Source organism: Salinicola tamaricis, from assembly GCF_003006155.1.
GTDB lineage: Bacteria > Pseudomonadota > Gammaproteobacteria > Pseudomonadales > Halomonadaceae > Salinicola > Salinicola tamaricis.
In genome coordinates this window covers 2979394-3005788 of sequence record NZ_CP023559.1, presented here as the reverse complement: position 1 = coordinate 3005788, position 26395 = coordinate 2979394, and the positions used below count along the sequence as shown (strand labels likewise).

The following is a 26395-nucleotide window of genomic DNA, read 5'->3' as shown; positions in this document are numbered from 1 at the left end:
CGCTTTTTAACCAAGCGTGATCGAGCGCAGGCAGTCTAGATCAGCCCTCGAACAGCATCAGAATCGAGAGCAGGAACAGCACCCACATCGCCGGGCGCACTTCGTTCGCCTTACCCACGCCGACCTTGACCACCACGTAGGTGAGGAAGCCGAACACCACCCCGTGGGTGATCGAGTAGGTGAGCGGAATCAGCATCATCGCCACGAACGCCGGGATGGCATCGTCGTACTGCTGCCAGTCGATGGTGCGGATCGGCGAGAGCATGAACACCCCGACCATGATCAGCGCCGGCGCGGTGGCAATGGCCGGCACCAGCGCCAGCAACGGTGACAGGAACAGAAACGGCAGGAACAGCAGCCCCGAAACCACCGCCACCAACCCCGAGCGGCCGCCCTGACTGATACCGGCAGCGGACTCGACGTAAGCGTTGGCCGGGCTGGTGCCCAGCGGCGCCGAGATCAGCGCCGAGAAGGCGTCGACCATCATCGAGCGACGGATATTGCGCGGCTCGCCGTTTTCGTCGAGCAGGTTGCCCGCCTGGCACACGCCGATGAAGGTCGACATGGCATCGAAGAAGGTGGTGAACAGGATGACGAAGATGAACGGCCAGTAGGCCACCGCCAGCGCACCGCTGAAGTCGACCTGCCACAGCGCACTGAAGTCGGGCCAGGCGAAGATACCCTGGAAGTTGACCAGTGTCGGGGTGGCGATCGCCTCAGGGAAATAGACACTGCCGTCGCCCCACAACCGCCCGATCGGCACCGCTGCCAGCGTGGTGAAGACGATACCCAGGATCAGCGCGCCCTGAATGCGTCGTGCCACCAGCACCGCGGTCACCCCGAGGCCGATCAGAAAGGTCACCAGCGCCGGCGTCATCTCGCCCAGGCCGACTACGGTGGCAGGGTTGGAGACCAGCAGCCGCGCATTGACCAGCCCGATCACGGTGATGAACAGCCCGATACCGCAGGCGATGGCATGGCGCAGCGTCGCCGGAATGGCGTCGACCACGTAGCGGCGCACGTTGAACAGGGCCAGCACCGCGAACAGCACCCCGGACCAGAACACACAACCCAGCGCGGTCTGCCATGGGATGCCCGCGCCCATCACCATGGTGTAGGTGAACAGCGCGTTGATCCCCATCCCCGGTGCCACCAGGATCGGGTTGCGCGCGTAGAGGCCCATCATCACGCTGCCGAAGAAGCTGATCAGCACGGTGGCGGTCAGCGCCCCGGCGAAAGGCACGCCGGCCGCGGAGAGAATCGACGGATTGACCACGATGATGTACATCGCCGCCAGGAAGGTGGCCACGCCCGCCAGCACCTCGGTCTTGAGGCTGGTTCCCAGCGAGCGCAGAGAGAAGTATTTGTCGAGCACGCAGCAATCTCCTGGCAGAGTCGATTCTTGTTGGCACGCGAGCGCATCGCGTCTGACAACTTGTATACACAAAGCGGGGGCTTGAAAAGCCGTGAAGGGCTCGGGCGGCGGCCGAGCGGGGCGCAGTATATCGAATCCACCGCACAGCGCCATCCGCCGAGGCTGGCAGCTATACCAGGGTCCGACAGCTATGCCACATTCCGGCAGCTATGCCAGGGTCCGGCGGCTATGCCATGATGAAGAGGTCTAGGCGTTCCGCGTGCCGCTCGACCCGGGCGCTGTTCTGCCAGAGACAGGCCCCCTCTCAGCCAGGAGTCCCCATGAGCTCGGAAAAACCGCAGCTACCGCTGATTCTGGAACCGGACACCCTCGCCGCTCACCTTGGCGAGGCGCATCTGCTGATCGTCGACGTGCCGCTCAAGGCCGAGAGCTATCGCGACGGCCACGTTCCCGGCGCCTGCTTTCTCGATCATCGCCGGCTGCTCGCCGGCAGCGGCGACGTCCCCAACGACGTGCCCTCCCCCGAGGCCCTCAGCGCGCTCTTCTCGGCGCTGGGGCTGACGCCGGAAACCCATGTGGTGGCCTATGACGACGAAGGCGGCGGCTGGGCTGGGCGCCTGCTGTGGACGCTGGAACTGATCGGCCACCCGCGCTACTCCTATCTCAACGGTGGTATCCACGCCTGGCGCGCCGATGGCCACCCTGTGGAGACCACGCCCAGCACCCCGACACCCAGCGACTACCAGGCCGAATATCTCAACCCCGGGGTACAGATTCGCCGCGAAGAGCTGCTCGAGCGTCTAGGCTCCCGCGACCTGGCGATCTGGGACGCTCGCTCCGATGCCGAGTATCGCGGCCTCAAGGGCGACAACCGCAAGCTCGGCCACCTGCCGGGGGCAGTCAATTTCGACTGGCTGGAGGTCATGGACAGCCAGCGCGACCTGCGCCTGCGCGACTATGCCGAGCTGGTGGCGGAGCTCGAAGCCCGCGGTATCACGCCGGACAAGGAGATCGTCACCCACTGCCAGAGCCATCACCGCAGTGGGCTGACCTGGCTCGCCGCGCGCGCACTGGGCTACGACAAGGTGCGCGCCTACCCCGGTTCGTGGAAGGAGTGGGGGAATCGGGACGATACGCCGGTCGAGCGCTAAGCTCACCTGAACGCGGCCGTGCGGTCAGTGCAGCGGGCTATTGCGCCCACGCGGTACGGCCGCTACCTTGTGCGCCTTTCCGACTCGAGGGGCAGTCATACCGTGGATCGCCAGGAACTCTTCGCCAAAATTCAGTATCCGCTGCCCCAGCACGCGATCTCGCGCCTGATCGGCAAGCTCGCCGAGAGCCGCATCGGCTGGATCAAGGATCCCTTCATCCGCCACTTCATCAAGCACTACGGTGTCGACATGAGCCAGGCCCAGGAGCCCGATCCCGGCGCCTATGCCTGCTTCAACGACTTCTTCACCCGCGCGCTCAAACCCGACGCTCGCCCCCTCGGCGAGGGGCTGATCTCGCCCGCCGACGGTACGCTTTCGCGCTTCGGCCGCATCAATCACGGCACGCTGATCCAGGCCAAGGGCCAGGCCTACTCGCTCAATGCCCTGCTCGGAGGCGACAGCGCCCGCGCGGCGCCATTTCGTCAGGGCAGCTTCGCCACCGTCTATCTCTCCCCCAAGGACTACCACCGCGTGCACATGCCGCTCACCGGCACCCTGCGCGAGATGACCTACGTGCCGGGCCGGCTGTTCTCGGTCAACCAGGCGACCGCCAACCACGTGCCGGGGCTGTTTGCGCGCAACGAGCGGCTGGTTTGTGTGTTCGACACCGAGCGCGGCCCGCTGGCGATGGTGCTGGTGGGCGCGATGATCGTCGCCGCCATCGAGACCGTCTGGGCGGGCCAGATCACGCCACTCAGCGGCCGTGTGCAGACCACGTATTTCGATACGCCGGTGGTGATCGAGAAAGGCGCCGAGATGGGCCGTTTCAAGCTCGGCTCCACGGTAGTGATGTGCCTGGGCCGCGAGGCTCAATTCCACGACTTCGACCCTACCGGCACACCGGTCAGCATGGGCCAGAGCCTCGGCGCCTGACCCTCGGCATCTGATTGTCAGCACATCGCCGAGACGAAGAACGCCGCGGTCTGCAGGCCGCGGCGTTCGTCGTCTATCTCTTAGTTCTAACCGCCTACCTCTTGATTCTCACTACCCATCTCTGGGCGCTCGCCACCTACCTCTGGGCTCTCGCCCTCGCGGCGCTCACTCTATCGGCTCAACCCGCGCCTTCGCTCAGATAAGGGCCGAGCACGCGCATCACCACGGTCTCGACGAAGTCACGATCGATCTCGCTGAACGACACCGAAAGCCGGTAGTAGATAGCCCCATAGATCAGATCCATGCTCAACCCGGGATCGATCTCGGCGGCTAGCTCCCCACGCGCCACCGCGTGCTCGATCGCTTCGCGCCCCATCTGCCGGCGCGGGCCAATCCAGCGCTCGACGAAGGCACGGCTGAGCTCGGGATCCGACTGGGCAGCCCCCAGCAAATGCTGCAGTAGGCGTCCATAGGGGCCGTTGAGCACCTCCGAGAGCCCGGCCACGCTGCGCCGGAAATTGGCCAGGATCGGCAAGCTATCGTCATAGGCGATGGCCGGACCGACGACATCGAGGACGGCGTCCATGAGGATGGCGCCCGCATTGGGCCAACGCCGGTAGATGGTCGACTTGGCAACCCCGGAGACGCTGGCGATACGCTCGATGGTGGCATAGGGCAGCCCACCCTCCAGCGCCAGTTCTAGGGCAGCACGCGTCACCTTGGCAGAGGCCGCGGCACTGCGCGGACGCCCGGGGCGAGCAGGTGAATCGGTAGATGTAGACATAGACGATGTAGACGCAGACATGGGAGACATCCTTGTCAAAAACAGCTCCTGGAAAATACGATACTATCTGATACGCAGCGGCTCGTATCACTTTTTAGTCAGGAATTGTAAAACACTACCATGAAACGGTGTACGCCACCCTCAATGAAGCGGCACTCTACACTAGGTGTCGACTCTTTCCATCTTTCGCCACCGAGCGACTGGAGGCTCCAGTGACACACTACGATAGCGTCATTGTCGGCGCAGGCCCTGCCGGACTCGCCGCCGCCAGTCGTCTTGCGCATCGCGGGTTGCGCGTACTGCTCGTCGACCAGGGCCACGCGATCAGCAACCGTGACCACCAAGCCGAGGCCGAGCTGACCCAGGGCCACGGCGGTGCCGGCCTTTACTCCGACGGCAAGTTCTCGTTCTACCCCTCCGCCACCGAGCTGTGGCGTTTGCCACGCCGGGCGCCGCTGCACCAGGCCTATGCCTGGACCCGCGAGCTGCTGAATAGCCACGGGATGAAGACCCCGCCGTTTCCGGACCGCGCCGATGTCTACACGCCGTGCCATGACGCCTGGTCGCTCAAGCACTACCCCTCCTACTATCTGCCGCTGGCCCAGCGCGAGGCGATGATCGCCGAGCTGATCGCCGCGCTCGATGTCGATATCGTCAGCGACACTCAAGTGATCAGCCAGCGCTACGACGAAGACGAAACGTGCCACCATCTCGAACTGCGCGCCGCCGATGGCACGCCGAGCGCGCTCACCGCGACCACCTTGGTCTGGGCCGGGGCGCTTCGGGCCACTGGCGCTGGGCGACGGCCTCGCCAAGCGCTTCCGCCGGCTGGAAGTGGGCTTCCGTATCGAGCAGCCCAGTGAGCGCGCCTTCTTTCAAGATTTTGTCGATCTCGATCCCAAGCTGACGCTGCACGCCGCCGACAAGGCGACCGAGTGGCGTACTTTCTGCGCCTGTCGCCACGGACGCACGGTATTGACGCAAACCCAGGGGCTATGGACGGTCTCAGGGCACTCGGACGGCCCCCCGACCGAGCGCTCCAACGTCGGCTTCAATACGCGCATTCTCGACGAGGCGCTGGCCCGCGAGACCATCACTGCGCTGACCCGCACGCTGGGCCGCGCGGATTCGCATTTCAATCTCCCGCTCAGCGCCTGGCTCGCCGACGATCCCGACGTCACGGCGACCATGGAGCGGATCTATGGCGCGCCGCTGGCACAGGCGATGCAGCGCGGGCTACGCCAGTTGGTCGACAATTTCCCAAGGCTAGAGGACGACACCACACGCCTGATCGGCCCCACCCTCGAAGGCGTCGGCTGGTATCCGGAGGTCGATGACAGCCTGCGGCTGGTCGACCGACCCACTTGGGTGGTGGGTGACGCCTGCGGGCTGTTCCGCGGCATCGTCGCCGCCTTCGTCAGCGGCCACTACGCCGCCAGCGCCGTGGCCGAGGCACTGACCCAGCCGGCACGTCTCCAGGAGCGCGCCTGATGCCGGCCCCCATGTCGAGAATCGGTGTCGGTCTGATACTCACCCGCGGCGCTGGCGAGATCCTGCTGGGCTATCGCATCAAGGCGGGCGAGACGCCCTGCTGGTGCCTGCCCGGCGGCCATGTCGAACCGAATGAAACCTTCGCCGCCGCGGCGCGGCGTGAACTGCACGAGGAGACCGGCATCCTCACCGAGGCAAACATCGAGATCAGCGCCTTCCTGCATCAGCTGAATCCCGAATGCACCGCCATCACCGTCGCCGCGCAGCTCCATCTGCAAGATCCCCCCATACCACGGGTCACCGAACCGGAGGTCTTCGACCAGTGGCGCTGGTTCCCCCGCGATGCCCTGCCCCGGCCGCTGTTCCCTGCCAGCGCGGCACTGCTGGCGCAGGCTGCGGGCCAGCCCCTGCCGGATGACTGGCACGCCTATCCGCTGGAGACTTCCTGATCCGGCCTCGATAACGGCCCCCCCAGCGTCGAGTTCACACTTTCTGCAGCACTCGGTGTTGCGCAGTCGCCTCTTCTATTGCACTCAGCGGGCGGTGCCGCTACCTTGTCTCGCCCCTCATACTGGGGGGCGAGATCATCATGGCGCATCAGCGCCGCTTCGTCAGATACCCATTCCCGCTGCCACGCCGTGCGATCTCGCCCCTCTCATTATTTCTCGCGACACGTGAGGTCCCGTGAATGGCACTAGAGATTTCGCGCAACGTCTCGATCCCCGACCACGAGATCGAACTCATCGCCGTGCGCGCCCAGGGCGCCGGCGGCCAGAACGTCAACAAGGTCTCCTCGGCGATTCATCTGCGCTTCGACATCCGCGCCTCCAGCCTGCACCCCGGGTTCAAGGAGAAACTGCTGGCCTTGAGTGACAAACGCATCACCCGCGACGGCATCATCGTGATCAAGTCGCAGGAACACCGCACTCAGGAGCTCAACCGGGAGGCGGCACGCGTCCGGCTGAAACAGCTGATCAAACCCGTGCTCTACGGTGACAAGCCACGCCAGGCGACCAAGCCGAGCCGCAGCGCCAAACGCAAACGGGTCGATCAAAAGACCAAGCACGGCCAGAAGAAACGCCTGCGCGGGCGGGTCGGTGATTGAAGCGCTGTCTGTCTCGGGGGGGTGCTGGTGCGTCGCGCCGGTTGCCTTGCCATTGCAGCCGCTACCGGCGGCGTCGTGATAGCGCCATGGCCGGTCAGCAGCGCGGCGTCGGGAACGCCATGACCTCGGCAACCGACGCCTTGCCCAGCGCCAGCTGGATCAAGCGGTCGATCCCCAGCGCCACCCCGCTGCCCGCGGGCATACCGTGGGCCAGAGCAGCGATCAGCCGGCGGTCGACATCCACGGCCGGCTTGTGAAGCGCCGCGCGTTGGCGATTGTCATCCTGAAAACGGGCGGCCTGCTCCCGGGCATCGGTCAGCTCGTCATAGCCGTTGGCGAGTTCGATACCCTGCAGGTAGATCTCGAAGCGAGACGCGACCTCGGTGCCCTCCTCATCGACCCGCTTGCGCGCCAGCGCCGCCTGGCTGGCGGGATAGTCCACCACCACATCGATACCCTCGCGCCCCAGTGTCGGCTCGATGACCAGACTCATCAGCAGGTCGAGACAGCCATCGCGATCGCTGTCGGCCATATCGAGCCCGCCGCGCTCGCCCGCCATCCGCTGCAGCTCGGTCAATGGCGTGGTGAAGGGGTCGAGCGCCAGCGCCTCGCGAAACAGCTCGCGGTAGCGTCGCCGACGGGCCGCGCCGGCCGCCGGTATCAGCGTGCGGATCAGCGCCTCGCACTCATCGATCAGCGCCGCCAGCGAGAAGCCGGGGCGATACCACTCGAGCATGGTGAACTCGATATTGTGGCGCCGCCCTACTTCGCCATCGCGAAAGCTGCGGGCGAGCTGGAAGATCGGCCCGCTGCCCGCCGCCAGCAGGCGCTTCATATGGAACTCCGGCGAGGTCTGCAGCCACAGCGTCTCGCGTCCGGCGGGGGTGGTCGCGCGCAGCGACAGCGAGTCGAGGTGCGGGTCGGTACTCCCGGCATGACCGAGAATCGGGGTCTCCACCTCGAGCACGTCGCGGGCAGCGAAGAAGGCGCGTACCGCCGCCAGCAGCCGCGCCCGCTGGCGCAGCGTCTCGCGCGTTGCCGAGGGCTGCCAGTCGTCTGGGCTGGGCGTCATCGTCACGTGTGATAGACCTGGCTGCGGCCGCCGTCGATCAGGATATCGGTGGCATTGATGAAACGCGCCTCGTCGCTGGCCAGGAACAAGGCGGTGTTGGCCACCTCCTCCGCCTCGCCGATGCGCTGGCACGGCAGCAGCGCAATCTGGCGCTGGCGCTCGCTGTCGTCGAGGCCATCCAGCCACGCCTTGGCCGAGGGGGTACGAATCAGCCCCGGCGAGATCGAGTTGAAGCGCAGCCCGCGGGCGGCGTACTCGATGCCGAGTGCGCGGGTCAGCCCAATCAGACCATGCTTGGCCACCGGGTAGGGAAAGGCACCGGGAATGATCTTGTGACCGTGCACCGAGGCGATATTGACCACGTGGCCATAGCCGCGCGCCAGCATCTCCGGCAGCAGCGCCTGGATCACATGCCAGGCGCCTTCCAGATTGATCGCCAGGCAGCGCCGCCAGCTCGCCTCGTCGGTGGTCAGCGGATCGCTGAAGACGTTGACCCCGGCGGCATTGACCAGCAGTTCGAGCGGCCCGAGCGCCGCCGCGGCCTCGGCCACAGCGCGGGCGACGTTATCGGCCTCGGCGACGTCAGCCTCGACGCTCATCACCCGGCGGCCGCTCTCCTGTTCGACACGCTCGCAGGCGCGCGTCAGCGCCGCCCGGTCGCGGTCGAGCAGCGCCAGGTCCGCACCCTCTACGGCAAAACGCAGCGCTGTGGCCAGGCCTATGCCGCTGGCCGCGCCGGTGATCAGGGCGGTCCGCCCCGTCAGTCTGCCCATCCCGATCGCCTCCAATGGCGCCGCAGCATTCAACGGCTCGAGCACGCTGGCCATTCCGCCCCGCTGCCGGTAGAAGAACGCAGAAGGCCACGCCGAAGCGTGGCCAATCTGGCTGACACCCAACCTGCACCAGCGCGACTTCGAGGCCGGCGCCAGCCTCAGGCGCGGGAGACGTACTCGCCGCTGCGCGTATCGATCCTGAGCACTTCGCCCTGGTTGATGAACAGCGGGACACGAACCACCGCACCGGAGGAGAGCGTTGCCGGCTTGGAACCGCCCTGGGCGGTGTCACCCTTGAGACCCGGGTCGGTCTCGACCACTTCGAGCTCGAGGAAGTTGGGCGGGCTGACGGCAATGGCGTTATCGTTCCACAGGGTGACGGTATAGACCGCCTGCTCCTTGAGCCACTTCTCGACGTCGCCGATCGCCTTGCGGTCGACCGCGTACTGCTCGAACGAGCCGTCGGTCTTCATGAAGTGCCACATGTCACCGTCGGTGTAGAGGTACTCCATGTCGAGGTCCATGACGTCGGCGCCCTCGAGCGATTCGCCCGACTTGAAGGTCCGCTCCCAGACCCGACCGGTGATCAGGTTGCGCAGCTTGACGCGGTTGAACGCCTGGCCCTTGCCGGGTTTGACGAATTCGTTCTCGAGAATGTTACACGGGTCGCCATCCAGCATGACTTTCAGGCCGCCCTTGAATTCGTTGGTAGAATAGTTCGCCATGTTTCCTCACTAATGAACGATCGCGGGGCGTCCGCGACGAGAATTCCGTAACAGCGCTGCCAGGGCGCGTTCTAACTCAGGTGGTCCGCATGATAACCCGAACCCCGATCGCCGTGCATCGTGAAGCCGAATCGCGCGCTCCCGCGGCTTGGCAGCACCAGCTGCGCGAGGTGATCCGCGACCCGCGGGTGCTGTGCCAGCGCCTCGGCCTCGACCCGGCGCTGCTGCCCGGCGCCAGTGCGGGTCACGCGCTGTTCCCGGTACGGGTGCCCGAAGCCTACCTGGCGCGTATCCGCCACGCCGACCCCGACGACCCGCTGCTGCGTCAGGTGCTGCCGCTGGCAGCGGAGCAGGATGCCGTCGGCGGCTTCGTCGCCGACCCGCTGGCCGAGCGCGAGCATACCCCGCGCCCCGGGCTGATCCACAAATATGCCGGGAGAGTGCTGCTGATCGCCAGCCCAACCTGCGCGATCAACTGCCGCTACTGCTTCCGGCGCCACTTTCCCTACGCCGAGCACGCCCCCTCGATGCGCGAGTGGGACGCCAGCCTCGACTATCTGCGCGGCGACGCCTCGATCCGTGAGGTGATCCTCTCCGGCGGCGATCCGCTGGCCTCGCCGGACCGGCGCCTTGCCGAACTGGTCGCGCGGCTGGAGACGATCCCCCACCTTCAGCGCCTGCGCATCCACTCACGCCTGCCGGTGGTGATTCCCGACCGGGTCGATGCCGCCCTGCTCGATTGGCTCGGCGGCACACGCCTGCAGAAGGTCATGGTACTGCACATCAACCACGCCCAGGAGATCGACGCCGCGGTGGTCGACGCCTGCCGGCGTCTGGCGGCCGCCGGCGTCACCCTGCTCAACCAGAGCGTGCTGCTGCGCGGCATCAACGATCGCGTGGACACCCTGGCCGAACTGTCGGAACGGCTGTTCGCCGCCGGTGTGCTGCCCTACTACCTGCACGTGCTCGATCCAGTCAGCGGCGCGGCCCACTTCGATGTCGACGACGACAGCGCACGGGCCTTGGTGGCGGCACTGCGCGAGCGTCTACCCGGCTTTTTGATGCCGCGGCTGGTGCGCGAGATTCCCGGCGAGGCGAGCAAGACCCCGCTATGAGGTGCGGCTCGACGCGGCGCGCCAGTCACGCCAACCACGCAGGGTGAGATAGGCCAGCGGCCCGGCCGAGCCGAAGCAGAAGGTAATCACATAGAACACCAGCAAATAGGCCAGCCCGTGCCCCCGACGCCGGGCGTCGAAGAACATCCATACCGCCAGCATTACCAGCGCCAGATAGACGTCGAATACCACCAGCGCCGTGGTCGGCTTGCGCATCAGCTCGCTGGCGAAAGCCCCCAGGCTCTGGTCGCTGGTCGCGATGGCATAGACGGTGTAGGCCGAAAAGGCGATCAGTGCCGTCAGCGGCACCCAGAAACGCAGCATCTCTCATCTCCCGCTTGCGGGCCCGGCGGCCGTTATCGCATCGGCCGCCGCACCACCTTGACTGGTAACGGCGCGCCCCCCCGCAGCGCTACCGCTTACGCTCAGGATAGCGGCAGATAGACGTGAACGCTGAGGCCGCTGGTCGCGGGCAGCGAGGTATCGTCGAGGCGAATCTCGCCCTCCAGACGCTCGACCAGCTCTTTCACGATCGACAGGCCCAATCCCGAGCCGCTGGTCTTCTGCCCCGCCAGACGCACGAAGCGCTCGAATACCCGCTCGCGCTCCTGGGGCGGGATACCGGGGCCAGTGTCGGCGATCTCGATATGCAGCTGCGATGCCTCGGCGGCCATGCGCAGGTGCACCTGGCCGCCGCTGGGGGTATAACGCATGGCGTTGTCGAGCAGGTTGCGCAGCAGTACATAGAGGCCATTCTCGTAGCTCTGCACGCTGAGCCCCTCGGGCAACTGCTGAGTCAAGTGGATGTCGCGCTGCGCGGCCAGTGGCTGGATGTCGCGGACCAGCTCGCCGCCCAGCCGCGCCAGCCGCACCGTCTGGCGAGTGATCGCCTGGCCGCTCTCCAGCCGCGATAGGGTGAGCAGTTGCTCGACCACCCGGGTCATGCGGTCGACGCCGTTGATGATCGACTGTGCCGCGCGTCGCGCGCTCTCGGTGTCGGTCTCGCTGAGCAGATTCTGGGCATGGACCTTGACCGCCGCCAGCGGTGTGCGCAGTTCATGGGCGGCGTTGGCGGTGAAGCGACGCTCCTTCTCCAGGGTCTCGGCCAATCGCGCGAACAGGCCATTGAGCGCGTCGACCATGCCGCGAATCTCCTCCGGTACCTGGCTGGCATCCAGCGGCTCGAGGAAGTTGGGCTGGCGCGCAGTGATCTGCCGGCTGACCCGCAGCAGCGGCGAGAAGCCGCGGGCAATGGCAAACGGGATCAGCAGCGCGATCAGCAGTACCCCGATGACCGGCGGCATCAGATTGCGCAGCGCGATCTGCCAGGTCAGCTCGTCGCGCACATCATCGCGCTGGGCGGCGCTGGCCCATACGCCACGGGCCTCGTCGTGCAGGGTGAAGGTACGCCAGTCGTGGCCACCGCTGCGCGCATGGGAGTAGCCGGGGCGCCGTTCGAGCGCCGGCAGCGCGCCGGTCGGCTGCATGCCGAACAGCGCCCGCCCCTGCTCGTCCCACACCTGGAACCCCAGCTTCTTCTCGTAGGGATGGCCAAGGGCGGTCGGCGCATCGGTGGCATTGTCCGGCACCAGCGGCGCCTCGAGCTGGATATCCACCGGCGCGGCCTGGTCGTTTTCCGACCCGGCACGATAGGCGAAGTAGAGCGCCACCATGGTGCGCGTGGTCTGGGCCAGCTCGGCATCGAACAGCTCATCGATCTGGTCGCGGGTGTCGTAGTAGCTCCACAACGCCGCCACCGCGGTGATCGACGTCACCGAAATCAGCAGCACGCGCCGCAGATAGCGTCTGATCGAAATCAACCGGTCTCCCCCATGCGATAGCCGACATGCCGCACGGTGGCGACGACGCGGCTACCGAACTTGCGTCGCAGATGGTGGACATGCACCTCGATGACGTTGCTCTCGACCTCGGCATTCCAGCCGTAGAGCACCTCCACCAACTGGTCGCGGGAAAACACCTGACCCGGATGGGTCATCAGATAGGCCAGCAGATCGTGCTCTCGCCGCCCCAGGGGGACCAGTTCGCCGGCCAGACGCACCTCATGGGCGGCCGGGTCGAGGCTGAGCAGACCATGGGTCACCTGCGGCGAGGCGCGCCCGGCGCTGCGCCGGACCAGCGCGCGCAGACGCGCCAGCAGCTCGCCACTATCGAACGGCTTGACCAGATAGTCGTCGCAGCCACCGTCGAGCCCGCGGATGCGATCTTCGACACCGTCCCGGGCGGTGAGCATCAGCACCGGTATCTGGCACTGGGCCCCACGCAGCCGTTTGAGCACCTCGAACCCGTCGATATCGGGCAGGCCGACATCGAGGATCAGGGCATCGAAAGCCGAGTTCGCCAGCGCCTCGCATACGCCCTCCCCCTCGCTAAGCCACTCCGGCGTGATGTTCTCGCGCCGCAGCACCTCGACCACCCCCTCACCGAGCAGGGGGTCGTCTTCCACCAGCATTACCCGCATAGCTTTCTCTCTCGTCTTGCCCCGGCTCGGCTCGAGCCGGTATCTCACGTCTGCTACCTCGCCCGACCGCGTGGCTCGGCGCAGCGTCGCAGGCATGGCTTCAGCATACAACGTCGTCTGCTCGCGTGTCCGGCGCAGTCATCACCGAGTCATCGGCAGCGCGCAGCCTGGCGCCGCGGAGGTGGACGAGCACATCCCAGGCCCGTTTCTAAGCCTGAGTTAAGGAAACCCTGTCACAGTCGATCCCGACCGTGGACAGGTCCGTCCAACGACCCGCTGCGCAAGCCACCCATGCCCAGGGAGACCACGATGCTCGCACTGCCCAAGCTCTCGTTGATCGTCTTCGCCACTGCCCCCGCGCCCCAGGTCGCGGCGCTGATCGAAGAAGCTTCGCACGCTCTGGTGCATGCCCGAGCGCTGGAGTTCCTGATCCTCGACGGCAGGCGGGATACCGGTTTCGCACAGGCGCTCGAGACGCTGTCACTCGACCCCGTCCAGGTCAAAGTGCTGCCGTGGACAGGCGATATCGACGCTGCTCTGAGCCAGGCGGCAGACCAGGCCCAGGGCGACTGGCTGGTGACTCTGGACAGCAGCCGCCGTGCCGACCCCCACGACCTTCCCGAGATGCTCTGCATGGCGCGACATCAGGGCTTGGCGCTGGTACAGGGGCGAGCACACCACGCCTCGAGGACACAGCGTTCGCTGGCACGGCTGGCGGCACCTTTCACCACTGGCCACCAGTTCGCCCAAGGGATGTATCTGATCGAGCGCGAGGCGCTGTGCGCCCTGCCACCGCTAAAGGGCCTGATACGTTTTCTGCCGCTGCTGATCCGCCGCGGTGGCGGTCGCGTGGGTCAGCACCCGATCCACTGGCGCACGCCGGTGACGCCATCGCGACATACGCACCGCGACCTTCGTTCGCGACACTCGGCGCGAGACCCTGATGCAGTGGCGACAGGCCCGACGCTGGCGTCCACGCCAGGTCTCGCGCGCCGCCCGGCGTAAGTCTCCTAGCGGTAGCGCCGCCCATGCCACTCGATCCATCCTCCCGGCCGTTCGCCACGCGGGTCGCGGTGGGTCCAGTGCACCACGCCCCCTTGAGCATTCCAGACATACTCGCCGCGAAAGCGCATCTCGTCGCCTTGCGCGAGCTCGTCGAGCCGCGGCGCCAGATCGATGTTGTGAGCCATCAGCAGCGTCTGGCCATCGCCGAGTGCGAGGATGAAGCGCTGATGCCGGCTTCCCTCGTCATCATCGGGCAGTAGACGCTTGACGCGCCCCTCGCCCTCGACCCAGACGGCTTCACGTTGCGTCTCGAAGGCCGCCCGCGGTGTCATCGTCGAGGGTATCGGCGCCTGCCAGTGAGCCAGCATCGGCACCACCAGTGCCGCCAACAGCAGCGCGATGACTACACCGCCGATGCTTCGCCTTGTCATTCGGGTCATGGTCTCTTCCCTTGCCAGGGAGACACTGTGACACCGGGACGACACGCGATAAAGCCTGTGGCTGATCCGCGGCACGTGTGCAGATCTGTATACGCGCCGGGCGCAAAAAAGAGGCCGAACCCCAAAATCGGGCTCGGCCTACGCTGTGTGCCCGTCCTGGGCTACTCAATCAGAGTGCGATATACCAATAGAGTTTCCTGAAAAAGAAAAATAGCCGGTCGCGGTTCAGGTTTCCGGCTCGTCCAGCGCACCGGGGCCGTGCTGCCACAGCCCCACCACGCCGCGCGGTGCCTGTGTCTCATCGAGCGCGCACTGCCAACATTCGGCTTCCGGCTGCTCGAGAAACAGCCGGAAGATACGTCGGTCGGCGCCCGCTACCGGCTCGGCCGGCGCCTGGCGGTCGATCTCGTCTAGCAGCCGCTGGAGTCGTTCGCGCTGGCCCGGGCTGAGCTTGCCGCACTCGATCCGCCGCGGTCGCTCCAGCCCCGGCATGGCAGCGAAGCCCCCTTCGCGCACCACCGCCAGCACCGCCGTCGATGCCAGCCGGGGCACACCCGCGCGCGCTCACCGCAGGACTCCCACATCGACCCAGGCCTGGCGAACGGCATCCATCACCGGGCTGTCGGCGCCGAAACGCTGCTGCGCGCAGCGCACGGTGATCTCGGCGAAGGTGGCGAAATCCGCGTCCCGCGCCAGGCGCGAATCACGCAGCGCATCGAACCATACCGGACCGGCGGCCTCCCAGGAGAAGCCACCGAGACGCGTCGCAGCCAGATAGAAGGCGCGATTGGGAATGCCGGAGTTGATATGCACCCCGCCGTTGTCCGAGGCGGTGTTGACGAAGGCGTCCATGTGCCCCGGCTGCGGATCCTTGCCCAGCACCGGATCGTCGTAAGCGCTGCCAGGGTTGGCCATGGAGCGCAGCGCCCGACCGTTGACCCGCTCGGTAAGCAGCCCCTCGCCGATCAGCCAATCGGCTTCCTCGGCCGCCTGCTCGAAGTGGTGCTGCTTGACCATGACGCCGAACACATCGGCCAGAGACTCATTGAGCGCGCCGGACTGATCCGCGTAGATCAGCCCCGCTTCGCGTTCGATCACGCCGTGGGTCAGTTCGTGGGCGACCACGTCGAGTGCCGCAGTAAACCGATTGAACAGCTCGCCGTCACCATCACCGAAGACCATCTGCGCGCCGTTCCAGAAGGCGTTGTCGTAATCTTCACCGTAGTGAACGGTCCCCAGCAGCGCCATACCCTGGGCATCGATGGAGTCGCGGGAGAAGACCTCCCAGTAAAAGCGGTAGGTCGCACCAGCCAGCGATAGGCCTCGTCGACGGCAACATCGCCGCTCTCGGGGTCGCCCTCGCTGCGTACCCGCTCCCCCGGGAGGATCTCCTGCTGAGCAGCGGTATAAATATACCGGGCCGGTTCGCCGCCACGCTTGCCATCGGCGGGGCGTGCCGCGGGCTGAGCGGCGTTGCGCAAACGAAACTGGGCATCGGCCTTGAGTGTGGCCTGGGCGCAGCGCTGCAAGCGCGCGTTGCCGTGGGAGAGAATACGCTCCAGCACATGTGGGGGCATGAAGCCGGAGAATTGACCTGGGCGCGTCGTCGCTGGCATCGGACACCTCCTGTGATGGGATCGCAGTCACAGTCAGTGTGGATCAGGCCCGGCAGGCATGCCGTTAAGACCCTGTTGCGTTTTGTCACCGCCTCGGATTCGAGCGAGTTCAGCTCGGATGCAGGCCGTAACTCGCCTCGGGCAACACGCCTTCGCACTTGCCGAGCTGGGCGATATCTTCGTCCTTGAGTATCTGATCGAGGCGCCGCTGGGGGCTCTTGGTATTGAGTACCAGATGCACCTGGGCCGGCCGCCCTTGATCATCGATACGCTGCACCCAGGCCAACGCACCGCTGGAGAAGCGTGCCAGCGAGCCCACCGGCGAGGTGCCGAAGCGACGCACGTAACGCTGCGCCCAGGTGGCATCGAACAGCGCCGGATGTCCCAGCACATGACGATAGCGCTCGAGCAGGGGCCAGGCGTCACGATCCGCGCGGGGTTGGCCCAGCGCGTCGATCACATCGACCACCGCCATCATGCGCCCCAGCGCGCTCAACTGTGTGTCGTCCAGGGCCGCCGGATAGCCGCTGCCGTCGCGCCGTTCGTTGGCCTCACCGACGATGGCCCGGGCAATTTCCGGTGACAGCCAGCGACACGTCTCGAGCTGGGCGAGCACTGTCGGCACGTGCTCGGCCAGACGCGCACGCGCCTCGGCATCGAGCGGCTCACGACTCTCCAGAATCGACGTCGGCAGTTGGCACTTGCCCAGGTCATGCACCAGCGCGCTGGCCGCCACCGCCTTGATCACGTCCTCGGGATAGCCCTGCCAGCGAACCAGATCGGTGGCACGTACCGCAACGCCGAGCGAGTGGCGCACCAGCGGCGTTTCCCCGTGCAGGTAACCGAGCGCATAGAGCAGCGCGTCATGACCCTGGCCGCTCAGGGTGACCAGGGTATCGGCGTGGCGCGACAGCAGTGATGACACGATAGAGCCGCCGTTCTGCAGCGTCAGGATCTGCGCACTGAGATAGTCGGCGATCTTCTTGAGCCGCCGCGCGGTGGCGTTGCCGACAGGCAGCGAGGTCGCCTCCGGCTGCCTCGGCGCCGGGCGCTTGCCGTCCGGCCCCCGGAACAACGGCGAGGGCGACAGCGCCTTGTCTCGGGTCGTCACGCTGCGTGCGCTCTCGCGCTCAGCCTCCTTGACGCAGTACCACAGCAGCCGTTCGGTATCGATGCCGGGTTCGTCGAACTCACAGCCGACCAGCGCCTCGCGCCACCCCTCATCGCTGCGCACGTGGCGAATAGACCCGCTGAGGCGCAGCGACTGGCGACTGGGAAAGTGCAGTTCGAGCGGCGCGAAACGCTGATTCTCGGAGAGTGCAACAGCCTGTGCCAGCGGCATCGCCAGCAGGCAGCCCCCAAGGAGAGATTGCGCAGCTCCGCGACCACCGGCATCTCGCGATCTTCCAGGCCCAAACGCGTGTCGACGCCCATCTCGGCGCGAATCGGGGCGCGGAAGCTATTGCGTCGATGCACCGTGCTGAGCCACTCGGGGTAACTGCAGCGCAGACGCCGCCGGGCGCTCTCGACGCCATCGATATCGAGCCACTCGATTAGTGCCAGGGTCGAAGTACGCACCATGGCACCGTTGACATGCCCAAAGAGATGAAAAGCATCGCCTCGCTCGAGCTGCTCGGCCAGCGCGGGAACGGCGCTGATGTCCACGATCAACGCGTGATCGCGCTCGATGTCGTCAAGCAGTCCGGCCACGACGTGCCCCCCTGATCGAACGCCAGATTGACGCTGCCCTGGATACAAAGCGGATCGAGCCACTCCCACTTGGCCAAGGGGTTGACGATATCGGTCGAGGCGGAGTTGCTCATGCGAGATCTCGGGGGTGGCTGCAAATCATGGATACAATCTACAACATTCGGTTGCCTTACGCTGCTGCCGAGACTGGCGCGAGGCAACTTTATTTAATCGCCAACGGCAACTTTATCTGGCCGCCAACGGCAACTTTATCTGGCCGCTAACGGCAACTTTATCTGACCGCTAACGGCAGCAATCTCGGCAACCACTCCGCCGCCCCCCGACGGCCCGCGCGTCACTCTCCGTCCAGCGCTTGCTCGGGGTACTCCAGCAGATAGAGCAGACCATCCAGTCCCAGCGTCGAGACCGAGAGCGCGGCTTCGCGGCGCACCAGCGGCTTGGCATGGAAGGCGACACCCAGCCCCGCACGTGCCAGCATCTGGAGATCGTTGGCGCCGTCACCCACGGCGACGGTCTGGGCCAGATCGAGCCCCTCGCGCTTGGCGATCTGTGCCAGCAGCTGCGCCTTACGTGCGGAGTCGACGATCGGCTCGGCGACCTCGCCGGTCACCTTGCCATCGCGAATCACCAGCTCGTTGGCATGGATCTCGTCGAAGCCCAGTCGCTGCTGCAGGTAGCGTGCAAAGTAGGTGAACCCGCCGGAGAGGATCGCAGTGCGATACCCCAGACGCTTGAGATGGCGCATCAGACGCTCCGCCCCGGGCATCAGCGGTAGCGACTCGGCGATCTCGGCGAGTACCGATTCGTCCAGCCCCTCCAGCTTGCGCATGCGCTCGCGGAAGCTCTGCTGGAAGTCGAGCTCACCGCGCATCGCCCGTGCGGTGATCGCTGCCACCTCGTCGAACACCCCGTGGCGCCGGGCCAGCTCGTCGATCACCTCGGCCTGGATCAGGGTCGAATCCATGTCGAAGCAGACCAGGCGTCGATGCCGCGACCATAGCTCGGCGGACTGCAGGGTGACGTCGACCGCGAAACGCTCGCTCAACGCCAGCATGCGCTCGCGCAGTGCCTGGGGATCGGCGGACTCCCCGCGTAGCCGCCACTGCAGGCAGGCACCGTGGGGCAGCGCCTCGGGCGCGGCATCGAGGCGCGGCGGCGCCGAGAGCCGCTTGATGCGCTCGATGGTCAGCCCCTCGCTGGCGGTCAGCGTGGCCACCTCGGCCACCATCTCGGCGCTGATGCGCGGCCCCAGCACGCTGAGTATCCACCGCGGTGAGGCAGCTTCCTCGGCCCAGCCGAGGGTGATCTCGGGGGTGACCGCCTCGACCCGGCAGTCGAGTCCGCAGATATCACCGGCACTCGGCAGCAGCGCGGCCACGTCGACCTCGTCGTCGGTCTCGACCAGCGCCTCCAGGCGGACCTGACCAAAAGCCACGTGCTGGTCCATGTCCAGTAGCCGCAGCCCCGCCGTTGCCAGCGCGGTACTCAGGGTAGCGGTCTGTCCCGGGCGCGCCGGGCCGGTGGCTCTTATCACGAAACGTCGTGCCATTGTCTCCCCACGGGGCGCCGTCGACGCCCCTTTCGTCAGTAGCGCGGCCGGCAGCACCGGGCCGCATGCTTGTCAGTCGATGTCGTCTTCACAGGGTGGCGCCTGGCGGCGCGCTCAGCCTTCGACCTCGAGCCGGTCGACCTTCTGGAAGCCCCGCGCCAGCTTGCTGCCGCGCCGCCCGCGCTCGCCGGCATAGTAGTCGAGATCGGCCGCCTTGAGCGTCTGCTTGCGCTTGCCGGCGTGCACCACCAGCGCCGCGCCTTCCGGCAGCAGTACCAGATCGCGCACGAATCCTCGCGGTTGGTGGCGCGCTGGCCGGGAATCGCAATCATCTTGTTGCCCTTGCCCTTGGCCATCTCGGGCAGATCGGTGAGCGCGAACACCAGCAGCCGGCCTTCAGTGGAGACCACCGCCACGCGCAGCGTATCACCGGCCGGTATCGGCTGCGGCGGCAGCACGTTGCAGCCCTGGGGCACCGAGAGCACCGCCTTGCCGGCCTTGTTCTTGCCGAGCAGATCCTCGAGCTTGACCACGAAGCCGTAGCCGGCGTCGGTGGCGAGCAGATAGCGCGCCTCGGGCACGTCGAGCATCAACCCGATCATGCTCGCCCCCGCGGCGGATTGATCCGCCCGGTGATCGGCTCGCCCTGCCCGCGCGCCGACGGCAGATTGTGGGCGCTCAGGGTGTAGCTGCGGCCGCTATCGTCGAGCAGCACCAGCGGCTGGTTGGTCTTGCCGCGGGCAGCGAGATGGAACTTGTCGCCAGCCTTGTAGGAGAGCCCCGCCGGGTCGATGTCATGCCCCCGCGCGGCGCGAATCCAGCCCTTCTCGGAGAGCACCACGGTGACCGGATCGGCGCCGAGCAGCTCGACCTCGGAGAGCGCCTTGGCCTCGCTGCGCTCGACCAGCGGCGAACGGCGCTCGTCGCCATAGGTCTTGGCAGCCTCGCGCAGCTCCTTCTCGATCAGCTTGGTCATGGCCGCCTCACTGCCCAGCAGCTTCTGCAGCCGCTGGCGTTCGGCCTCGAGCTCGTCCTGCTCGCCGCGGATCTTCATCTCCTCGAGCTTGGCCAGGTGGCGCAGGCGCAGTTCGAGAATCGCTTCGGCCTGGCGCTCGCTGAGCCCGAACGCCGCCATCAGCGCCGGCTTGGGCTCGTCCTCCTCGCGGATGATGCGGATCACCTCATCGATGTTGAGATAGGCCGCCAGCAAGCCTTCGAGGATATGCAGACGCTCCTCGACCTTGTCGAGACGGTGCTGGCTGCGCCGGCGTACCGTCTCGCGGCGGAAGGTGAGCCACTCGCCAAGCATGTCGTTGAGCGGCATCACCCGCGGCCGGCCGTCGAGGGCGATCACGTTGAGATTGACGCGCACGTTCTTCTCGAGATCGGTGGTGGCGAACAGATGCGCCATCAGCCCCTCGACATCGATGCGGTTGGAACGCGGTTCGATCACCAGCCGGGTCGGCGTCTCATGGGTCGACTCGTCGCGCAGATCGGCCACCATCGGCAGTTTCTTGGCCTGCATTTGGGCGGCGATCTGTTCGAGCACCTTGGCCCCGCTGACCTGATACGGCAGCGCGGTGATGACGATGTTGCCGTCCTCGCGCCCGTAGCGCCCGCGCAGCTTGACCGAACCGCGGCCACTCTCGTAGAGCTTGCGCAGGTCCGCGGCCGGCGAAATGATCTCGGCCTCGGTGGGGAAGTCCGGCGCCGGCACATAGGCCATCAGGTCGGCGACGCTGGCGCCGGGATGGCGCAGCAGGTGGCAGGTGGCATCCACCACTTCGCGCACGTTGTGCGGCGGGATGTCGGTCGCCATGCCCACCGCGATCCCGGTACCGCCGTTGAGCAGTACGTGGGGCAGACGCGAGGGCAGTACCGACGGCTCGTTCAGGGTGCCGTCGAAGTTGGGGGTCCAGTCCACCGTACCCTGCCCCAGCTCGGCGAGCAGGGTCTCGGAGAAGCGCGACAGCCGCGCCTCGGTGTAGCGCATCGCGGCGAATGACTTGGGATCGTCGGGGCTACCCCAGTTGCCCTGGCCGTCGACCAGCGGATAGCGGTAGCTGAACGGCTGCGCCATCAGCACCATCGCTTCGTAGCAGGCGCTGTCGCCGTGGGGGTGGAACTTACCCAGCACGTCGCCGACGGTACGCGCCGACTTCTTGTACTTGGCGTTGGCGGTCAGCGACAGCTCGCGCATGGCGTAGACGATGCGCCGCTGCACCGGCTTCATGCCGTCACCGATGTGCGGCAGGGCGCGGTCGAGAATCACGTACATCGAATAGTCGAGGTACGCCTTCTCGGTGTACTCCTTGAGCGAAAGGCGTTCGACGTCGCCCTCCGCCACCTGGATATCCATGGTCATTTATCGATTCCTATTCAACGATTCGAGCTACCGATCGTTGCCTCTCGACATCCCTCGAGGGCATCGCCGAGCGTGACTCAGACAAGGCGAACGATGAGCGACGAAGCGGAGTTGACTGGGTGTCAATGAGCATTCGGCGCTCAGCGTTCAACGCCGTATGAGCCACGCGCAGGCATGCTCATACTTCGATATCCGCCAGGTTGCCGTAATCCTCTAGCCAGCTCTTGCGATCGCTCGCCCGCTTGCGCGCCAGCAGCATGTCCATCATCTCCAGCGTACCGTCGTCGAGCTCGCGGGTGAGCTGCACCAGCCGCCGCGTGTCCACTGCCATGGTGGTCTCGCGCAGCTGCAGCGGGCTCATCTCGCCCAGGCCCTTGAAGCGCTGGACATTGGGCGTGCCACGCTTGCCCTCCAAGCGCTTGAGGATCGAGGCCTTCTCGCTCTCGTCGAGGGCGTAGTGGACCTCCTTGCCCAGGTCGATGCGGTAGAGCGGCGGCATGGCGACGAAGACGTGGCCGGCATCCACCAGCGCCGGGAAGTGGCGCACGAACAGCGCGCACAGCAGCGTCGCGATGTGCAAGCCGTCGGAGTCGGCGTCGGCGAGGATGCACACCTTGTGGTAGCGCAGCTTGGAGAGGTCGTCGCTGCCGGGGTCGAGACCGATCGCCACGGCGATGTCGTGGACCTCCTGGGAGTGTAGATATCCCCCGCCCGACTCCACTCTCCAGGTGTTGAGGATCTTGCCGCGCAGCGGCAGGATCGCCTGGGTCTCGCGATTGCGCGCCTGCTTGGCGCTGCCGCCGGCGGAGTCGCCCTCGACCAGGAACAGCTCGCTGGCCACCGGGTCCTGGCCCGAGCAGTCGGCCAGCTTGCCCGGCAGCGCAGGGCCGGAGGTGACCTTCTTGCGCGCCACCTTCTTGGCACTTCTTCTGGCGCCGCTGGGCAGCGCTGACCACCAGCTCGGCCAGCGCTTCGGCCTGATCGGTATGGTGGTTGAGCCACAGCGAGAAGGCATCCTTGACCACCCCGGAGACAAAGCCGGCCACGGTCCGCGACGACAGCCGCTCCTTGGTCTGGCCGGCGAACTGCGGGTCGAGCATCTTCACCGAGAGCACGAACGAGACCGCTCCCACAGATCCTCGGGGCTCAGTTTGACCCGCGCGGCAACAGGTTGCGGTACTCGCAGAACTCCCGCACGGCCTCGAGCAGCCCGCTGCGGAAGCCGTTGACGTGGTCCCGCCGAGGGGCGTGGGGATCAAGTTGACGTAGGACTCGAGCAGCGGCTCGCCGCCCTCCGGCAGCCACTGGATGGCCCAGTCGACCGCCTGCTCGTCATCCTCGAAATGGCCGGTGAACGGCGCTGCCGGCAGCACCTCGAAGCCATCGGTGGCCTGGGCCAGATTCGCGCAGGCCGTCGGCGTACTGCCACACGCTCTCGTTGCCGTCACTCTCCTTGAGCGAGACCTTGAGCCCCGGGCAGAGCACCGCCTTGGCCCGCAACAGATGCTTCAACCGCGGCAGCGACAGCTTGGGACTGTCGAAGTAGCCGGCTTCCGGCCAGAAACGCACCACGGTACCGGTGGCGCGCTTGGCGCAGCTACCGATCACCGCCAGCTCCTCGACCTTCTCGCCCTTCTCGAAGGCGATCCGGTAGCGGCTGCCGTCGCGGCACACCTCGACCTCGAGCCGGGTCGACAACGCGTTGACCACCGAGACCCCGACCCCGTGCAGGCCGCCGGAGAAGCGGTAGCTAGACTGCGAGAACTTGCCGCCCGCATGCAGCCGGGTCAGGATCAGCTCCACCCCGGACCCCGTGCTCGGGGTGCAGATCGATCGGCATGCCGCGGCCGTCGTCGGAGACCTCGATGCCGCCGTCGTCGAGCAGCACCACGCGGATATCGTGGGCGTGGCCCGCCAGCGCCTCGTCGACGCTGTTGTCGATCACCTCCTGCGCCAGGTGGTTGGGGCGGGAGGTATCGGTGTACATGCCCGGCCGTTTGCGGACCGGATCGAGCCCCGAGAGGACCTCGATGGAGCTGGCACTGTATTGCGTCATGCAGTGTCTCGCCGTATTTGCAGAAACGAAGGGGTGATGCCGCAGCGGTCCTACGGCCTGGACGCCGCCGATATCGAAAGCGTGACTATCGGCGGTATCCGTCACCGCGGCGGACATCATACACCACTGTTCAAATCATCAGTACCGGGTTGCGCCAGGCGCTGATACCCGAGGTGCCAACGGCCGGGGTCAGACCACCGGCGGCAGCGTCCAGCCGCCGTGCGCGAACAGCGCCGGCAGATAGCGCGCCAACTCGCTGAAGCCGTGGTCGCCACCGGGATGGATCAGCATGCGACAGCCGGCGTAGGCGCGTAGCGCATCGCGGCAGTCGAGCGTCTCGTCGGCGCTACCCAGCAGCAGCAGATAGCGCTGGGGGTGCACCAGACGCGACCACTGCAGCGCCAGCAGTTGCTCGTGGTGGGCAGTGCCGATGGTGAAGGAGTCGCCGGTGTAGGCGTTGACCAGGTGCTGTCCCTGATAATCGGCCACGAAGCGCGCCGGCTGAACCGCAGGGTTGATCAGCACTGCCGGCAGGCCGTGGCGCTCGGCCAGGCAGGTGGCGAGAAAGCCGCCCATGGAGCTGCCTACCAGCAGCGTGGTATCGGGCAGCTCGCCTAGGCACGCCTCGGCGTGGTCGAGGGCGGCCTGGGGGTAGTGCGGCAGGTCCGGCGTGGCACAGGCCAGCTCGCGCCCACCCTGCCCCGCCAGCGTCTCGCAGGCAGCAGCCACCAGCTGCGCCTTGGGCGAGGCACCGGCACTGTTGAAGCCGTGCAGATAGAGTAGCGAATCCACCGGCGTCGAAACACCGGCGGACTCGCTCACCATCACGGCAGAGTGCGCAGGCACCCGCTCACGCCTGCTGCTGGCCGCGCCAGATCGCCTCGATCAGGCCGCGGCTGGAGTCGTCGAGGGCATCGAGCCCGCTCTGGGTCGCGATGATCTCCTCGGTCTCGGTGGCGATCTTCTTGCCCAGCTCCACGCCCCACTGATCGAAGGAGTCGATGTTCCAGATCACGCCCTGGACGAACACCTTGTGCTCGTAGAGCGCGATCAGCGCCCCCAGCGTGGCCGGGTTGAGGCTGTCGAAGAGCATCGTGGTCGAGGGCTGGTTGCCGCGATAGCGCTTGTAGCTCGGCGGTGTGGTCTCCGACTTGATCGCATCGTCACCCAGCATCAGCACCCGCGACTGGGCGAAGCAGTTGGCCAGCGCCAGGCGGTGCTGAGCCATCAGATCGTCACGGAAGCGCACATCCTCGACGTCGTTGTAGCGGTTGATCGGCGCCAGGAAGTCGCACGCCACCGGCTGCGTGCCCTGGTGCAACAGCTGATAGAAGGCGTGCTGGCCGTTGGGGCCGATCTCGCCCCAGATCACCGGACAGGTGGAGTAATCGACCACGGCGTCGTCGTTGGTCACCGACTTGCCGTTGGACTCCATCTCCAACTGCTGGAAATAGCCCGGCAGATGCTTGAGCCGGCCATCGTAGGGCAGCACCGCGTGGGAGCGGATATCGAGGAAGTTGACGTTCCAGATCCCGATCAGCGCCAGCTGCACCGGCAGGTTCTCGGCCAGCGGCGCGGTGCGGAAGTGCTCGTCCATGGCGTGGCGCCGGCGAGCAGACGCCGGAAGTTGTCCATGCCGACACGAATGGCGATCGGCAAGCCGATGGCACTCCACAGCGAGTAGCGCCCGCCGACCCAGTCCCAGAACAAAAGCTGGTTGGCCGGATCGATGCCCCACTCACTCATCTTGTCCGGCTTGGTCGAGACACCGACGAAGTGGAAGCGCTTGATCAGCTTCTCGTCACCGCCCAAGCGCGAGGCGATCCAATCGAGCGCCGTGGAAGCGTTGGAGAGCGTGTCGATGGTGCCGAAAGACTTCGACGACAGGATGAACAGCGTGGTTTCGGGATTGAGCCAGCTGAGGAAATCCGCCAGCTGCGAGCCATCCATAGTGGATGCGAAGTGGGTCGCCACCTCGTGGGCGTGGTCCGGCTCGAAGTCGGCCAGCGCCGAGGTCACCATCAAGGGGCCGAGGTCGGAGCCGCCGACGCCGAGGTTGACCACGTCGGTGATCGGCTTGCCGGTGGCACCGCGCCACTGCCCTTGCAGCAGCTTGCCGACCAGGGTCTCCATCTTGTCGAGGGTCGCGTGCACCTCGCCGACGACATCGACGCCCTCGACCTCCAGCTTGGCCTCCCGCGGCAGCCGCAGCGCACTGTGCAATGCTGGCCGATCCTCGGTCTGGTTGACCCGCTCACCGCTGAGCAGCCGTTGGATGGCCGCGGGGACCCGAGCCTCCTCTGCCAGCGCGATCAGTCGCTCGCGCACTGCCGGGGTCCAGCGCTGCTTGGATAGATCGAGGTGAATGCCCGCCGCCTCGAGGGCGAAGGTCTCGAAACGCGACGGCTGCTGGAACAGGGTCTTGAGGTGGACATCGCGCATGCCATCCTCGAGCTGCTGCTCGAGTGCCTGCCATGCCTGGGTCTCACGGATCGACATCGATTGACTCTCCTTGTATCGGGAACGGGTGTCGCACGCGCAGCGTCGGGGCACAAAGGCACCAAGTAGGCCAACACGAAGCAGGCCGGCGCAAATAAAGCAGGCCGGGGCGCCCTCCCGGCGTGCGCCGGTCACGTGCAGCCCAGGCGCGC

The 26395-nt window shown here is 66.4% G+C and carries 24 protein-coding genes and 3 pseudogenes; 7 read left to right on the top strand and 20 right to left on the bottom strand.

Annotated elements, in window-relative coordinates; all coding sequences use genetic code 11:
* Positions 1-40 precede the first annotated feature (40 nt).
* Positions 41-1375: an NCS2 family permease gene (locus tag CN538_RS13860; RefSeq protein ID WP_242495122.1), complete on the bottom strand. Its 1335-nt coding sequence runs from the start codon at positions 1373-1375 to the stop codon at positions 41-43.
* A 320-nt stretch (positions 1376-1695) separates the two neighbouring features.
* Between CN538_RS13860 and CN538_RS13855 the strand changes: the two genes are divergently transcribed.
* Both CN538_RS13855 and asd read left to right on the top strand, forming a co-directional pair.
* Positions 1696-2526: a sulfurtransferase gene (locus tag CN538_RS13855; protein ID WP_106419822.1), complete on the top strand. Its 831-nt coding sequence runs from the start codon at positions 1696-1698 to the stop codon at positions 2524-2526.
* Positions 2527-2628: 102 nt separating this feature from the next.
* Complete coding sequence (gene asd, locus CN538_RS13850; protein WP_106419821.1) at positions 2629-3459, top strand: archaetidylserine decarboxylase; 831 nt, start codon at positions 2629-2631, stop codon at positions 3457-3459.
* 178 nt (positions 3460-3637) lie between these two features.
* Here the strand turns inward: asd and CN538_RS13845 are convergent, their stop codons facing one another.
* Positions 3638-4264, bottom strand: a complete 627-nt coding sequence (locus CN538_RS13845; RefSeq protein WP_164999608.1) for a TetR/AcrR family transcriptional regulator — start codon at positions 4262-4264, stop codon at positions 3638-3640.
* Between the two features lie 191 nt (positions 4265-4455).
* Here CN538_RS13845 and CN538_RS13840 point away from each other — a divergent pair, with 191 nt between their 5' ends.
* The 3 genes from CN538_RS13840 (at position 4456) to arfB (ending at position 6839) form a co-directional block, all read left to right on the top strand.
* Entirely contained in the window at positions 4456-5106 is a 651-nt protein-coding gene (locus CN538_RS13840) for an FAD-dependent oxidoreductase (RefSeq protein ID WP_164999607.1), read from the top strand.
* Between the two features lie 627 nt (positions 5107-5733).
* Entirely contained in the window at positions 5734-6183 is a 450-nt protein-coding gene (locus CN538_RS13830) for a nucleotide triphosphate diphosphatase NUDT15 (protein ID WP_106419817.1), read from the top strand.
* Between the two features lie 239 nt (positions 6184-6422).
* Positions 6423-6839 (top strand): alternative ribosome rescue aminoacyl-tRNA hydrolase ArfB, encoded by a 417-nt coding sequence (gene arfB / locus CN538_RS13825; RefSeq protein WP_106419816.1) that lies wholly within the window; start codon positions 6423-6425, stop codon positions 6837-6839.
* 94 nt (positions 6840-6933) lie between these two features.
* On the opposite strand, the gene epmA is transcribed toward arfB, so the two are convergent.
* The 3 genes from epmA to efp form a co-directional block, all read right to left on the bottom strand.
* Positions 6934-7911: an EF-P lysine aminoacylase EpmA gene (gene epmA, locus CN538_RS13820; protein ID WP_106419815.1), complete on the bottom strand. Its 978-nt coding sequence runs from the start codon at positions 7909-7911 to the stop codon at positions 6934-6936.
* 2 nt (positions 7912-7913) lie between these two features.
* Positions 7914-8684, bottom strand: a complete 771-nt coding sequence (locus CN538_RS13815; RefSeq protein ID WP_106420657.1) for an SDR family oxidoreductase — start codon at positions 8682-8684, stop codon at positions 7914-7916.
* Between the two features lie 158 nt (positions 8685-8842).
* Entirely contained in the window at positions 8843-9409 is a 567-nt protein-coding gene (gene efp, locus CN538_RS13810; RefSeq protein ID WP_106419814.1) for an elongation factor P, read from the bottom strand.
* Between the two features lie 89 nt (positions 9410-9498).
* On the opposite strand from efp, the gene epmB reads away from it, so the two are divergent.
* Positions 9499-10524 carry an EF-P beta-lysylation protein EpmB gene (gene epmB / locus CN538_RS13805; protein ID WP_106419813.1) on the top strand — a complete coding sequence of 342 codons (1026 nt, stop codon included), beginning with the start codon at positions 9499-9501 and terminating at the stop codon, positions 10522-10524.
* Here epmB and CN538_RS13800 read toward each other — a convergent pair.
* From CN538_RS13800 to CN538_RS13790, 3 genes are all read right to left on the bottom strand, one after another.
* A complete protein-coding gene (locus CN538_RS13800; RefSeq protein ID WP_106419812.1) occupies positions 10519-10848 on the bottom strand; it encodes a DUF2834 domain-containing protein in 330 nt (109 codons plus the stop codon). The two genes, epmB and CN538_RS13800, sit on opposite strands and share 6 nt — an antisense overlap.
* Positions 10849-10949: 101 nt before the next feature.
* Complete coding sequence (locus CN538_RS13795; RefSeq protein WP_106419811.1) at positions 10950-12344, bottom strand: ATP-binding protein; 1395 nt, start codon at positions 12342-12344, stop codon at positions 10950-10952.
* Positions 12341-12994 carry a response regulator transcription factor gene (locus CN538_RS13790; protein ID WP_340638341.1) on the bottom strand — a complete coding sequence of 218 codons (654 nt, stop codon included), beginning with the start codon at positions 12992-12994 and terminating at the stop codon, positions 12341-12343. The genes CN538_RS13795 and CN538_RS13790 overlap by 4 nt, the downstream gene beginning before the upstream one ends.
* Positions 12995-13312: 318 nt before the next feature.
* Between CN538_RS13790 and CN538_RS13785 the strand changes: the two genes are divergently transcribed.
* Positions 13313-14008 (top strand): glycosyltransferase family 2 protein, encoded by a 696-nt coding sequence (locus CN538_RS13785; RefSeq protein ID WP_106419809.1) that lies wholly within the window; start codon positions 13313-13315, stop codon positions 14006-14008.
* A gap of 5 nt (positions 14009-14013) precedes the next feature.
* On the opposite strand, the gene CN538_RS13780 is transcribed toward CN538_RS13785, so the two are convergent.
* The 12 genes and pseudogenes from CN538_RS13780 to pgi form a co-directional block, all read right to left on the bottom strand.
* The gene (locus tag CN538_RS13780; RefSeq protein WP_106419808.1) at positions 14014-14448 is read right to left on the bottom strand and encodes a DUF3465 domain-containing protein; all 435 of its coding nucleotides are present in this window, start codon (positions 14446-14448) and stop codon (positions 14014-14016) included.
* A gap of 225 nt (positions 14449-14673) precedes the next feature.
* Positions 14674-15000: a protealysin inhibitor emfourin gene (locus CN538_RS13775; RefSeq protein ID WP_106419807.1), complete on the bottom strand. Its 327-nt coding sequence runs from the start codon at positions 14998-15000 to the stop codon at positions 14674-14676.
* 12 nt (positions 15001-15012) lie between these two features.
* Entirely contained in the window at positions 15013-16071 is a 1059-nt protein-coding gene (locus CN538_RS13770; RefSeq protein ID WP_242495120.1) for a M4 family metallopeptidase, read from the bottom strand.
* 102 nt (positions 16072-16173) lie between these two features.
* On the bottom strand, positions 16174-17406 hold the full coding sequence (locus CN538_RS13765) for an HD domain-containing phosphohydrolase (RefSeq protein WP_106419806.1): 1233 nt from the start codon (positions 17404-17406) through the stop codon (positions 16174-16176).
* 702 nt (positions 17407-18108) lie between these two features.
* Entirely contained in the window at positions 18109-19323 is a 1215-nt protein-coding gene (gene serB / locus CN538_RS13760) for a phosphoserine phosphatase SerB (RefSeq protein ID WP_106419805.1), read from the bottom strand.
* 114 nt (positions 19324-19437) lie between these two features.
* Positions 19438-21688, bottom strand: a pseudogene (parC, locus tag CN538_RS13755) (DNA topoisomerase IV subunit A).
* Between the two features lie 178 nt (positions 21689-21866).
* The gene (locus CN538_RS26410) at positions 21867-22703 is read right to left on the bottom strand and encodes a toprim domain-containing protein (protein WP_422917508.1); all 837 of its coding nucleotides are present in this window, start codon (positions 22701-22703) and stop codon (positions 21867-21869) included.
* Positions 22669-23061, bottom strand: a pseudogene (locus CN538_RS26405) (DNA topoisomerase IV subunit B); the annotation flags it as partial. The pseudogene CN538_RS26405 and the gene CN538_RS26410, both read right to left, overlap by 35 nt.
* Positions 23021-23491: a DNA topoisomerase IV subunit B family protein gene (locus CN538_RS26400; RefSeq protein ID WP_422917507.1), complete on the bottom strand. Its 471-nt coding sequence runs from the start codon at positions 23489-23491 to the stop codon at positions 23021-23023. The gene CN538_RS26400 and the pseudogene CN538_RS26405, both read right to left, overlap by 41 nt.
* The gene (locus CN538_RS26395; RefSeq protein ID WP_422917506.1) at positions 23439-23744 is read right to left on the bottom strand and encodes an ATP-binding protein; all 306 of its coding nucleotides are present in this window, start codon (positions 23742-23744) and stop codon (positions 23439-23441) included. Before CN538_RS26395 ends, CN538_RS26400 begins: the two co-directional genes overlap by 53 nt.
* 189 nt (positions 23745-23933) lie before the next feature.
* Positions 23934-24590, bottom strand: coding sequence for a YqiA/YcfP family alpha/beta fold hydrolase (locus CN538_RS13745; RefSeq protein ID WP_242495119.1), 657 nt, complete (start codon positions 24588-24590; stop codon positions 23934-23936).
* Positions 24591-24594: 4 nt separating this feature from the next.
* A pseudogene (gene pgi, locus CN538_RS13740) lies at positions 24595-26243 on the bottom strand (glucose-6-phosphate isomerase).
* Between the last annotated feature and the right edge of the window lie 152 nt (positions 26244-26395).